12 protein-coding genes are annotated in these 11846 nt (G+C 72.1%); 7 read left to right on the forward strand and 5 right to left on the reverse strand.

Translation table 11 applies throughout. From position 1 onward, the window contains the following. Window positions 1–2: 2 nt before the first annotated feature. From BN159_RS04070 to BN159_RS04080, 4 genes are all read right to left on the reverse strand, one after another. Entirely contained in the window at window positions 3–851 is an 849-nt protein-coding gene (locus BN159_RS04070) for an HAD family hydrolase (protein ID WP_015655633.1), read from the reverse strand. A 267-nt stretch (window positions 852–1118) separates the two neighbouring features. After that, on the reverse strand, window positions 1119–1685 hold the full coding sequence (locus tag BN159_RS04075; protein WP_015655634.1) for a nucleoside/nucleotide kinase family protein: 567 nt from the start codon (window positions 1683–1685) through the stop codon (window positions 1119–1121). A gap of 99 nt (window positions 1686–1784) precedes the next feature. Continuing rightward, window positions 1785–1910, reverse strand: a complete 126-nt coding sequence (locus BN159_RS47405) for a hypothetical protein (RefSeq protein WP_015655635.1) — start codon at window positions 1908–1910, stop codon at window positions 1785–1787. A 458-nt stretch (window positions 1911–2368) separates the two neighbouring features. Next, window positions 2369–2869, reverse strand: a complete 501-nt coding sequence (locus BN159_RS04080; protein WP_015655636.1) for a hypothetical protein — start codon at window positions 2867–2869, stop codon at window positions 2369–2371. A 62-nt stretch (window positions 2870–2931) separates the two neighbouring features. Here BN159_RS04080 and cpt point away from each other — a divergent pair, with 62 nt between their 5' ends. Further along, window positions 2932–3465 (forward strand): chloramphenicol phosphotransferase CPT, encoded by a 534-nt coding sequence (gene cpt / locus BN159_RS04085; protein ID WP_015655637.1) that lies wholly within the window; start codon window positions 2932–2934, stop codon window positions 3463–3465. 146 nt (window positions 3466–3611) lie between these two features. Next, window positions 3612–4355 (forward strand): carbonic anhydrase, encoded by a 744-nt coding sequence (locus BN159_RS04090; RefSeq protein WP_015655638.1) that lies wholly within the window; start codon window positions 3612–3614, stop codon window positions 4353–4355. A gap of 7 nt (window positions 4356–4362) precedes the next feature. On the opposite strand, the gene BN159_RS04095 is transcribed toward BN159_RS04090, so the two are convergent. Next, a complete protein-coding gene (locus tag BN159_RS04095; protein WP_015655639.1) occupies window positions 4363–5352 on the reverse strand; it encodes a helix-turn-helix domain-containing protein in 990 nt (329 codons plus the stop codon). A 280-nt stretch (window positions 5353–5632) separates the two neighbouring features. On the opposite strand from BN159_RS04095, the gene BN159_RS04100 reads away from it, so the two are divergent. The 5 genes from BN159_RS04100 (at window position 5633) to BN159_RS04120 (ending at window position 11803) form a co-directional block, all read left to right on the forward strand. Continuing rightward, window positions 5633–8380: a LuxR C-terminal-related transcriptional regulator gene (locus BN159_RS04100; protein ID WP_015655640.1), complete on the forward strand. Its 2748-nt coding sequence runs from the start codon at window positions 5633–5635 to the stop codon at window positions 8378–8380. 97 nt (window positions 8381–8477) lie between these two features. Further along, window positions 8478–9302 carry an alpha/beta fold hydrolase gene (locus tag BN159_RS04105; RefSeq protein ID WP_015655641.1) on the forward strand — a complete coding sequence of 275 codons (825 nt, stop codon included), beginning with the start codon at window positions 8478–8480 and terminating at the stop codon, window positions 9300–9302. 19 nt (window positions 9303–9321) lie between these two features. Continuing rightward, on the forward strand, window positions 9322–10143 hold the full coding sequence (locus BN159_RS04110) for an alpha/beta fold hydrolase (protein WP_015655642.1): 822 nt from the start codon (window positions 9322–9324) through the stop codon (window positions 10141–10143). Window positions 10144–10158: 15 nt separating this feature from the next. Continuing rightward, window positions 10159–10956, forward strand: a complete 798-nt coding sequence (locus BN159_RS04115) for an alpha/beta hydrolase (protein WP_015655643.1) — start codon at window positions 10159–10161, stop codon at window positions 10954–10956. A 55-nt stretch (window positions 10957–11011) separates the two neighbouring features. Continuing rightward, window positions 11012–11803 carry an MBL fold metallo-hydrolase gene (locus tag BN159_RS04120; protein ID WP_015655644.1) on the forward strand — a complete coding sequence of 264 codons (792 nt, stop codon included), beginning with the start codon at window positions 11012–11014 and terminating at the stop codon, window positions 11801–11803. Window positions 11804–11846: the final 43 nt, after the last annotated feature.

An 11846-nucleotide genomic window follows, 5' to 3' on the forward strand; every position in this document is an offset into this window, starting at 1 on the left:
CCCTACGGGACGAACGCGTCGATGAACCCTTCCAACACTTCGGCGACGCCGTCCTCCTCGTTGGAGGAGGTGCGATGACGTGCCGCAGCCAGGACGTCCGGGTGGGCGTTGGCCATGGCGTAGGAGCGGCCCACCGCGGTGAGCATGGGCAGGTCGTTGGGCATGTCGCCGAACGCCGCGATCTCGTGGCCGGCGATGCCGAGTCGGCCGCTCCAGTCGATCAGGGTGGTCGCCTTGGTGACGCCGGGCGCGCTGAACTCCACGAGGGACAGTCCGGTGGAGTGGGTGGTCTCGGCGGCCGGACCCGCGGCGTGCCGTGCCTGCTCGTAGAAGTCGTCGAGCGGGAGGGTCGGGTGGTGGGCGAGGATCTTCAGCAGGGGTCTGGCCGGGGTGCGGGCCACCAGCGCCTCGGCCGTGCCGACGAGTTCGACCGTGTCGCCGCCGAACGACCAGGTCGGGTAGTCCGGTTCATGGCCGAAGTCCCGGTCGTACTCGACGGCGAAGGAGACCCCGGGGACCGCGGCGCGCACCCGGGTCACGAGTCGGGTGGCCTCGGCGGGCGGCAGCGGTGAGGCGAGAGCGAGGGTTCCGTCGGGGGTGTGGACGGCGGCGCCGTTGGCGGCGATGACGTGGTGCGGTCCGATGCTCTTGAGCAGCGCGTCCACGACGCGTGACGGGCGGCCCGTGACCAGCACGACGGGGATTCCGGCCTGCTCGACCGCGGCGAGGGCGGCCCGGGTGCGGGGCGAGAGCGTGCCGTTTCCGCGCAGCAGGGTGCCGTCCAGATCCGTCGCGATGAGTCGGGGCGGATCGAGCGGATCGACAAGCGGGAGAGCCGACGTCGTGGCCACAGCGGCACCTTCTTGTTCGGGTTCCGAAGGCTCGGAGCTTCGGCGTTCGGTGACCCACTCTAGTTGATGCATCACCTTACTGGCGGGTGCGGGCAGGGAGGGGAACAACACATATGGCCCGCCCCGAGAATTCGGGACGGGCCATACATTTCGAGCGCCGGGCAGGCCTTGCACCTGCATCTCCCCGCAGGAAGCGGGACGTCTTTCCTTGGACCACCAACGCAGCGCCGGTTGCTTTGAGTTGCGGTGACCGGCTCAAGATCGATCCTACGGTACGACCGGCGGCTCCGCCAAATCGTCGGCGGTGGCCCAACCGGTGGCGGCCACGACCTCCCTGGCGATGTCCACCACAAGCCGTCCGTCGGTCGCCACCCGCAGGGTCTCCGTCGGCGCCCGGTCGTCCAGGAGCCGCGCCTTGCGCAGGCTGCCGGCGATCTCCCCCTCCAGCTCCGAGCCGAGTTCACGGCCGAGCAGGCGCTCCTGCGCCGTGACGTCGGAGGCGGTGAGCAGCACCCGGACGAGACGCACCCCAGCGCCCATCGCACGCTCGAACATCCCCGTCGCCTCGGGAAGGACGCTGACGGTGTTCGTGTAGATCAGGCGCCGGCAGCCGCGGGCGGCGTAGTTGGCCCAGACGGCGGTCAAGTTGCTCTCGGTGATGCCCGCGCGGTGCGGATCGCCGTCCGGGGCCGGATGGATCTGACCCATGTAGTCACCCTCGATGACGGCGTGCGCGACCGCCGCGGCCCGCAACTGGGCCGAGACCTCCCATCCCACCGTCGTCTTGCCGACACCCGCTCGTCCGCCGATCAGCAGTACTTCCGCATGTTCCATGGCGGCAGCGTGCCAGCGGGCGAGGGCGCCACGCGATCCGGTTTCAGGGGGAAGGACAAGGGGGTCCCGACCGAGGGGGGTCGGATCGGGACCCGGACGTCACACGTCTCGGTGCAGCAAGTAGAGAATCGCTGCCCACATCGCGCGAGCGCTCAGCGCGGCAATGACACGCTTGGCCATGTCCGCACAGAGCACCGTCGTCCTGGTCGACTTGTCGTCGGCCATATCTTTCACCTCCCATCCGGTCTCCCCCCGCCGGCGCGTCCGTCGAACAGCGCGCCGCAGGAGGGTCCCCCCAATGGATGGGAAAGCAACTCCGATAGTAGCGAGGCCACTTGGGATGCGTGGCGCTTCGCGGCCCTTCGCGACCCTTCGTGAGATCAGCTCGCTGTCGTCGCCACCGCGATGCCGAAGGCGATCAGCACGACGCCTGTGGTGCGCGCGAGCGCTGTACGCCGTGGGCGACGCGGCCAGCACCGCCGCGAGTCCGGCCACCGACAGCGCGCCCCACACCAGCAGCCCGCTCGCGATTCCGCCCACGGTCCGCAGCGCGTCCCCGGGTCCCGTCAGCAGAGCGCTGCGGCGAGGTGGGTCAGCATGCCGTGGAGTGCGGGTTGGCTGCGGAACCCTCGGTGTTCAGCAGGACGACCACGGAGGTCGCCGGGACGCCCTGCGTCATGCGGTCACGGAAGCAGTCGGCGGATCTGCGTCCACGGGAGGAGCCGATCGTGCGTCGGACCGGGCCCCAGGTGGCTGAGCAGCCGGTCCAGGTGGGCCGTCAGGTTCTTGTGGCGCCGTAGGTCCCTGATCACCTCGATCGGGCGGTCACGCCAGTCGCGGGCGAGGGCCTCGGCTTGGGTCGGGGTGAGGGTGAGCGCGTCGAGGGTGTCGTGGGCGAGTGTGTTGGGGCTCCAGTCGGGGTGGGGTCCGAGTGTGTCGATCACCCACATGCGGAGCGTGAAGTCCTGGTGGAGCTCACGGGCACCCAGGGCGTCGCCGCCCATCCTCCGGTTCGCCGAGAGAGCGAGGGCCGCCCACCGCCGCCGGACCTCCTCGGGCTGGTCGTCGACGTAGGCGTGCCCCTGGGCGACGACGCGGATCGACTCCAGCCATTCTCCGTCCTCCGCCAGCGCCGCGAGCCGCTCCAAACTCCACGTGCTCAGGTCATGGTCATGGTCGTTCACCGCGCGCCTCCCCGATCCGAAATTCGCTTCGTGTCGCGATTCAGCCGCCCTAGTGTGGCGCGGTGACGACTCAGGTGATCATTCTCAACGGCGGCTCCAGTTCGGGGAAGTCCGGGCTCGTGCGGTGTCTTCAGGCCGTACTGCCCGATCCATGGCTGGCGTTCGGGGTCGACTCGTTCGTCGAGGCACTGCCCGCGAGCATGCGGTCCTCGGACGGCGGGATCACCTTCGAGGCGGACGGCGGGGTGAGTGTCGGGGGCGACTTCATGGCGCTCCAGGCGGCCTGGGCGGAGGGCATCGCGGCGATGGCCCGCGCGGGCGCCCGCATCATCGTCGACGACGTGTTCCTCGGCGGAGCGGCGTCCCAGGAGCGCTGGCAGAAGGTGCTCGGCGGGATCGACGTCCTGTGGGTCGGGGTGCGGTGCGACGCCACCGTCGCCGAGGGACGGGAGATCGCGCGCGGGGACCGCGTTCCGGGGATGGCGGCGATGCAGGCGAATGTGGTGCACCAACACGTGGTCTACGACCTGGAGGTGGATACGACACACACCGAGTCGCTGGACTGCGCGCGTGCCGTCGCCGCTCGACTGAGCTGAACGCCGAGCACGTGTCGACGCTTTTGTCGGCACGCCCGTCGGCGCTCACCAAGAATCGCTCAACACTTCACCATGGGCGGTCCACGTCCCGTCCAGGATTGAGTTGGGCAGCAGGGCGTTCGTATATCTGGACGTACGTTCTGCCTGTGAACTCTGATTCTGTCGCGGGCGCCCCGCGATCCGCCGAGTCCCAGCCTGCCCGCCGCTCCCTGCTGCGCGGCGCGCTCACCGGAGCCGCCGCCCTCGGCGCCGGCCTCACGGTCGGGGCCTCCCCCGCCACGGCCGCACCGAAATCCCGACCGCGTCCTGCCACCCCCGGCGAGGCGCTGCGCGAACTGGCCGCGGGCAACGCGCGCTGGCGCACCTTCCGAGAGAAGCACCCGGACGAGACGCGCACCGTCCGCCAGGAACTGGTCACCGGCCAGCATCCGTTCGCCCTGGTGCTCGGCTGCATCGACTCCCGGGTCCCGCCGGAGCTCGTCTTCGACCAGGGCCTCGGGGACCTGATGACGGTGCGCAGCGCCGGTGAGGTCCTGGACGAGGCGGTGCTCGGCAGTGTCGCGTACGGCGTGCTCGAACTCGACATTCCGCTGGTGCTGGTGCTCGGGCACCAGTCGTGCGGTGCCGTGCGTGCCGCGGTCGAGGCCGAGGAGAGCGGCGAGCGACTCCCCGCGCACATCCAGTACATAGCCGATCAGATCAGCCCGGTCATCGACCACACCAAGGAGGGCGACGCGCGCATAGACGCCACGATCGACGCCAACGTGCGCCTGGTGAGCAGCCGCCTCGCCGCCGAACCGGATCTCGCGGCCAAGGTCGCGTCCGGCGACCTCGCCATAGTCGGCGCGCGCTACGAACTCACCAACCAACTGGTCCACCGCATCGCCTGACCCGGGGTCACGGCTCTTCCCCGTACGTGAACGTCACCCCCCGCCGGGACAGGGTTCGCCACTGGCTGGGGGTGATGTCGTACATCTGCCGGAAGCGGCGGGTGAAGTGGGCGGAGTTGGCGAAGCCCCAGGCGCGGGCGACGGCTTCGATGGTGCGCGGAGTCTGGTCCGTCGCAGCGAGTTCGCCCCGGGCGCCTTCCAGGCGGCGGCGGATGATCCACTGCTCGAGGCTGAGTCCGCCGTCCTCGCACAGCCGGTACAGGCTGCGCACGGAGATGCCGTGCACCCGGGCGACGCGCTGCGGGGCGAGGTCGGGTTCGGTCAAGTGGGCCTGGACGTAGGCGAGTACACGGGACAGGAGCGTCTCATGGGCCACTGCCCGGCGGGTGCTGCCGCCGCCCGCCACGGACACGATCAGTGCCCGGGTGAGCTGGACGGTGGCCTCGGCGAGAGCTTCGGCCTCGGGCCCGGCGCTGATCCGGTCCGCGACCTGGTGCAGTCCGCGGATGTGCTGCGCCAGCAGGGGCTCGAGGGGGCTGTGCTGGAGCAGCGGGACCGCGGCGCGCACCATGTCGACGGGCAGGGCGACATGGGCGATGTCGACGCTGAAGGCGAGGGAGCGGCCGCGGCCCTCCCACCCGTACTCATGGGAGGCGACCATGTGCGGCACCAGGCCTATGGTTCCCGGGGGCAGGTGCCGTTGATAGCCGTCGCAGCCGAACGCGCCGGTGCCGTGGCCCTCGTGCTGCATCATGATCGACACGTTGTTCGCCAGTTCCCGGCGGGTCTTGCGGAAGGACCGCAGGAAGCGGACGCCCGTGCCCTGGGTGTCGAACAGGGTGACGGGACCGAAGGTCCACACTTCGAGCCGCTTCCACATGCTGTCGGCCGCTTCCGCCTCCTCGACCGAGGAGATGCCACCCTCCTGGGCGACCGCCGCGTGCAGCGCGGCCAGGCGGTCGGTGGAGGGCAGGGCGTCGGTGTCGAGAACCAACACGGTGTCTCCCATGCTGCGGTAGCGGCCGGGCGCCGCTGTTCCCCGAGCCGCAGTGTCCGCCGCCACCGTCATTCTCGGCAAACGTGTGTGTAGCGGACACATGATTCAGAGCCTTGCCCTTGGCACCCAGGGGCAAGGCTCTGGCACCCAGGGCACAGTCGGCGGGGTCGGCCCGTGCGATGCTCCTCGCGAAGTCGCTTCATGATGGCTGGTCACGGTGAGGGTTGATCTGTGCTGATACGGCCCTTGCGTGCCTTCTGCACGGCGAGGGGTGTGGCGCGTGCGTCTGGCAGGCCGATCCGCAGAGCGCGGACAACTCGATCGGCTGCTCGCCGATCTGCGTCAGGGGCTGAGCGGCGTACTGCTGCTCAGGGGCGACGCCGGGATCGGCAAGACGGCGCTGCTCGACCACGCGGCCGGCGAGGCGGCCGATCTGCTGGTGCTGCGGGTGGCGGGCGTGGAGGCGGAGTCCGGCTTCGCCTTCGCGGCGCTCCAGCGGCTGCTGCTGCCGTTCCTGGACGACCTCAAGGAACCCGGCGCCCTGCCCCCGACCCAGCATCAGGCGCTGCGGGTGGCCTGCGGACTGGACGACGGGCCGCCGGCGGACCGCTTCCTGGTGGGCCTCGCGGTGCTCACCGTGCTGGCGGAGGCGGCGAAGCGGCGCCCGCTGCTGGCCTGCGTCGACGACCTCCAGTGGCTGGACCCGGACTCGCTCGGCGTGCTGGCCTTCGTGGGCCGCCGGGTGCACGCCGAGAGCGTCGGCCTGGTACTCGCGCTGCGCTCCGGGTTCGACGCGCCCGCGGGCCTACCGGCCACCGAGGTCGAAGGCCTCGCGGCACCGGACGCCCTGGAGTTGCTGCGGTCGGTGGCCGTCGGGCCGCTGGACACCCGGGTCGGGCTGCGGATCGTGGCCGCCACGGGCGGCAACCCCTTGGCGCTGACCGACCTCGGGCGGGAACTGTCCGACCGGCAGCTCTCCGGGGCGCTCGCCCTGCCCGAGCCGCTGCCGGTGGGAAGCGGCCTGGAGGAGCACTACCTGCGGCAGGTGCGTGAGCTGCCCGCGCCCACCCGTTCCTGGCTGCTGCTCGCGGCGGCCGAACCGGCAGGCGCCCTGGGCTACATCGCCGCGGCGGCCGAGCGGCTCGGCATCGGCCACGACGCCTCGGGGCCCGCCGAGGCCGTTCGCCTCGTGGTGCTGCGCGCGCGTGCCGAGTTCCGGCACCCGCTGGTGCGTTCCGCGGTGTACGCGGGCGCGACCAGCGTCGAGCGGCGGCGGGTGCACCACGCGCTGGCCGAGGTGACCGATCATCTGGCCGACAGCGACCGGCGTGCCTGGCATCGGGCCTCGGCGGCGCCCGGCCCGGACGCCGCCGTCGCCGACCAGGTGGAGCAGGCAGCCGACCGGGCCGGGGCGCGCGGCGGCCACGCGGCCCGGGCCACCTTCCTCACCCGGGCGGCCGAGCTGACCCCGTGCGAAGGCGCCCGCGCCGGGCGGCTGCTCGCGGCGGCGGAGGCGGCATTCACCGCGGGCGCGCCACTCCAGGCGAAGGTGCTGCTGGACGGCGTCGACACCGGCCTGCTGGACGAGGTGGCCCAGGGCCGCGCCCTGCTGGTGCGGGCCGGGGTCCTCAACAGTCTGGGCGAACCCGACTCCCACGCCCGGGCGGCGGCCCTGTGCCTGGCCGCCGCGACAGCCATCGGCGCGCGGGCGCCGGAGCTGACCCGGGAGGCGCTGCTGCGGGCCGCCCAGTGGACGCTCACCGCGCGGCACCGGGCACCGGCGGCTACCACCGCCGAGATCGCGGAGGCGGTACGGACCCGCTTCCCGGCCTCCGGCCCGCCCACCCCGCTCGACCTTCTGCTGCACGCCTTCGCCGCCCTCGCCCACGACGGCTACGAACAGGCCGTGCCCCGGTTGCGCGAGGCCCTCAGCGCGCTGCTCGCCCCGGACACTGCCGACGAAGTGGTGCTTCGCGGCTTCCAGTTGGGCGTCTGGTACTCCACCCTCGTGTGGGACCACGACTCCCGCACCCGGCTCCTGCGGCGGGCCGACGCCGTGGCGCGCCGCACCGGGGCCCTGTGGCATCTCGACACCATCCTGTTCTGCGCCGCCATGGCCGAGACCACCCTCGGCCATCTCGCCGCCGCCGACGACCTGGTGACGGAGAGTCAGCACATCCGTACGGCGATGGGGCTGAGCGGCGCCCAGTGGGAGATCTCCCGGAACCCGGAGCTGCTGGCCTGGCACGCCGAGGACGACGAGACGGAGGACGAGCTGCGCCGGTCGCTCAGGACAGCGGGCGCGCTCGGCAACGGCGCGATGGAGTCCCTCGCCCAGAGCGGCGCGGTGGTGCTGGCGCTGGGCAAGGGCGACTACGCCGGCGCCCGGCCCTTCGCGCACGAACTGATCCGGCACGACGCGCTCGGCCTGCACTCCCGGCTGCTGCCCGCCCTGGTGGAGACCGGCGCCCGCGGCGGTGACCGGCCCCTGGCCGAGAAGGCTCTGCGTGCCCTCGCGCGCCGCGCCACCGCCGCGGGCACCCCGTGGGCATTGGGCGTTCTGGCGCGTTCCCAGGCCCTGCTCGCTCCGGTGGAGGGCGCCGAGGCGCTGTACCGCCGGGCCGTGGAGCTGCTGTCCGGCACGGGCACCGACTCCGACCTCGGCCTCGCGCACCTCCACTACGGCGAGTGGCTGCGCCGCCGCAAACGCCGTAGGGACGCCCGCGAGCAGTTGCGGGCCGCGCTGACCTTGTTCCGCGGGATGCGGGCCATGGCCTACGCGGCACGCGCGGCCCAGGAACTGGCCGCCGCCGGGGAGCGCGTCGGCCCCGCCCGCACCGGAGCGGGAAGCCCGCTGACCGCGCAGGAGCTGACCATCGCCCGGCTCGCCGCTGACGGCGCCACCAACGCCGAGATCGCCGCCCAGTTGTTCATCAGCGCCAATACCGTCGACTACCACCTGCGCAAGGTGTTCCGGAAGCTGGACGTGACCTCCCGACGGCACCTCGCCCACGCCCTGCGCGGCTGACCCGGGTCAGGACTACGTGCCGCTCGTGGTTCGCGCCTCCCCCTGGTCGGACAACGATCGCGGTACCGCACATCCCCCTCGAGCCGGGAGTGATCGCATGCCCTTCGTCACCGCCACAGACGGCACCCGGATCCACTACAAGGACTGGGGCACGGGCCGGCCGGTCGTGCTCAGTCACGGCTGGCCGCTCAACGCCGACAGCTGGGAGGCACAGCAGCTCCACCTGGCCACGCACGGCTTCCGCGCGATCGCCCACGACCGGCGCGGCCACGGCCGTTCCGACCAGCCCTGGCACGGCAACGAGATGAATACCTACGCCGACGACCTGGCCACCCTCATCGACACCCTCGACCTGCGGGACGTCACCCTCGTCGGGTTCTCCACCGGCGGCGGCGAGGTGGCCCGCTACGTCGGCCGGCACGGCACCGCACGCGTCGCCCAGGTCGTCCTGGTCTCCGCCGTACCGCCGTTCATGCTCAGGACCGACGACAACCCCGGCGGCGTCCCCGTCGAGAACTTCGACGCGATCCGCGCCGGTTCCCTCGCCGACCGCTCCCAGCTGTACCGGGACCTCGCCGACGGGCCGTTCTTCGGCAACAACCGGCCCGGCGCCGAGATTTCCCAGGGCATCCGGGACGCCTTCTGGAGCCAGGGCCTCCAGGCCGGTCACCGCGGCGCCTACGAGTGCATCGCCGCCTTCTCCGCCACCGACTTCCGCGCCGACCTGGACGCCATCGACGTACCCACGCTGGTCATCCACGGCGACGACGACCAGGTCGTGCCGTTCGAGGTGGGCGGCAAGGCGTCGGCGGCCCGGATCAAGAACGCGGCGCTGAAGGTCTATCCGGGCGCCCCGCACGGGATCACCGACACCCACAAGGACCAACTCGGCGCGGACCTGCTCGACTTCCTCAACTCCTGAACCCCGGAAGGGACTTCGCATGGTTTCCGAACGTCACCCCCGCCGTCGCGTCCTCGGCGGGATGCTCGCCGCGGGCGGCGCCCTCACCCTGGGCACCGCCGCCCCGGCCTCGGCGCACTCCGGCCCCAGACCGACGGTCGTCCTCGTCCACGGAGTCTTCGCGGACGCCTCCGGCTGGAGCGCCGTCACCGAGCGGCTGCTCAGGGCCGGATTCCCGGTGATCGCCCCGGCCAACCCGCTGCGCGACCTGGCCGGAGACTCGGCGTACGTCCGCAGCGTCATCGACACCCTCCCCGGCCCGCTGATCCTGGTCGGCCACTCCTACGGCGGCGAGGTCATCACCAACGCCGGACGCGACCACGCGAACGTCAAGGCCCTCGTCTACGTCGCCGCCTTCGCGCCCGACGAGGGCGAGAGCGCCCTGGACCTGGCCAAGAAGTACCCCGGCAGCCGGCTGGAGCCCGCCCTCATCGGCCGCCCCTACCCCGTCCCCGGTGCGGAACAGCCCGGTCTGGACGGCTATATCGACCCCGCCAAGTTCCACGACGTCTTCGCCCAGGACCTGCCGCGCTCGCAGACCCGGGTGATGGCGACCGCCCAACGCCCCGGCAGCATCGGCGGATTGGCCGGACCGAGTGGTGTACCGGCGTGGCGGACCGTGCCGTCCTGGTACGTCGTCGCCACCGAGGACCGGGTCATCCCGCCCGCGGCGCAGCGCTTCATGGCCGAGCGCGCCAAGAGCAAGGTCGTCGAGGCCGAGGGCGCCTCGCACGTCGTGATGATGTCCCGCCCGGACACGGTCGTCCGGCACATCGAGGCCGCGTACCGCGCCACCCGTTGACCTTGAGGAGAGGCCATGAGCACCCCGGACACCATCGTCCTCATCCACGGCTTCTGGGTGACCCCGAGGAGCTGGGAGCACTGGATCACGCACTACGAGAAACGCGGCTTCCGCGTCCTCGCCCCCGCCTACCCCGGCTTCGAGGCGGAGGTGGAGTCCCTCAACGCCGACACCACGCCGATCGAGAACGTCACGGTCACGCAGATCGTGGAGAGCCTTGAGACCCTCATCGGCGGTCTGGACAAGCCGCCCGTCCTCATCGGCCACTCCGCCGGGGGCGTGTTCGTGCAGCTGCTGCTCGACCGCGGTCACGGCGCGGCGGGCGTGGCGATCAACTCCGCGCCCACCGAGGGCGTCGCCGTGGTCCCGCTGACCCAGATCAAGTCGGCCTTCCCGGTGCTGAAGAGCCCCGCGAACCGGCACCGCGCGGTCGGCCTGACCTTCGACCAGTGGCACTACGCCTTCACCAACACCTTCCCGGAGGCGGAGTCCCGGGCGCTGTACGAGCGGTACGCGGTCCCCGCCTCCGGCGCCATCTTCTGGGACAGCGCCCTGGCCACCCTGCGCCCCGGCCACCAGAGCACCTACGTCGACTACCACAACGACGCGCGCGCCCCCTTGCTGTTCATCTCCGGCGAGAAGGACCATCTGATGCCGCCGAAGGTGCAGCAGTCCAACGCCCGGCACTACAAGTCGAACACGGTCACCGAGATCCGGGAGTTCGCGGGCATGCCGCATCTGCTGCCGGCGGCCCCCGGCTGGGAGGAGGTCGCCGACCACGCCCTCGACTGGGCGCTGGCCAAGGCCCGTTAGACCGTCACGCCGGGGCGGCAGGGCCTGCCGCCCCGGCATGGAAGGGAGTTCACGCATGACCGAGGTCCGTATCACCCATATCGGGGGCCCGACCACGCTGATCGAGGCGGCCGGCTGGCGGCTGCTGACGGACCCGACGTTCGACCCGCCCGGCCGCCGCTACTCCTTCGGCTGGGGCACGTCGTCCCGGAAGACCGCGGGCCCGGCCGTCGACGCAGCCGAACTCCCGCCGCTGGACGCCGTACTCCTCACTCACGATCACCACGCCGACAACCTGGACACGGCCGGCCGGTCCCTGCTGCCCACCGCCGACCTGGTCCTCACCACCCCGACGGGCGCCCGCCGCCTCGGCGGCAACGCCCATGGCCTCGCCCCGTGGACGACCCGGCGCCTGGAGCACCCGGGCCGCCCCACGATCGAGATCACCGCCACCCCCGCCCGCCACGGCCCACCCTTCTCCCGCCCGATCGTCGGCGACGTCACGGGCTTCGCGCTGCGCTGGGAGGGCCAGCGGCACGGCGCACTGTGGATCTCCGGGGACACGGTCCTGTACGACGGTGTCCGCGAGGTGGGCCGCCGCCTGGACGTGGGCACGGCAGTGCTGCACCTGGGCGGTGTGCGCTTCCCGGTGACCGGCCCGCTCCGCTACACGCTCACCACGCCAAGAGCCGTGGACCTGTGTCGCGTGCTGCGGCCAGACACGGTCCTGCCCGTCCACTACGAGGGCTGGTCCCACTTCCACGAGGGCCGCCGCACGGTCGAGGCCGAACTGGCGAAGGCCCCCGCCGACATCCGTACGCGCTTCCGCTGGCTCCCGGTCGGATCCGCCGCACAGATCCAGGTCTGACGGCGTCCGCGGACCGCCTCCCACCTGCTGTACCGACGGACTA

Source organism: Streptomyces davaonensis JCM 4913 (genome assembly GCF_000349325.1).
Lineage (GTDB): Bacteria > Actinomycetota > Actinomycetes > Streptomycetales > Streptomycetaceae > Streptomyces > Streptomyces davaonensis.

Bases quoted from the DNA above. Each gene is read 5' to 3' on its own strand.
- BN159_RS04110 (WP_015655642.1), top strand. From the start codon at position 9,322: ATGGTTTCCGAACGTCACCCCCGCCGTCGCGTCCTCGGCGGGATGCTC.
- BN159_RS04120 (WP_015655644.1), top strand. From the start codon at position 11,012: ATGACCGAGGTCCGTATCACCCATATCGGGGGCCCGACCACGCTGATC.
- BN159_RS04075 (WP_015655634.1), bottom strand. From the start codon at position 1,685: ATGGAACATGCGGAAGTACTGCTGATCGGCGGACGAGCGGGTGTCGGC.
- BN159_RS04105 (WP_015655641.1), top strand. From the start codon at position 8,478: ATGCCCTTCGTCACCGCCACAGACGGCACCCGGATCCACTACAAGGAC.
- BN159_RS04115 (WP_015655643.1), top strand. From the start codon at position 10,159: ATGAGCACCCCGGACACCATCGTCCTCATCCACGGCTTCTGGGTGACC.
- BN159_RS47405 (WP_015655635.1), bottom strand. From the start codon at position 1,910: ATGGCCGACGACAAGTCGACCAGGACGACGGTGCTCTGTGCGGACATG.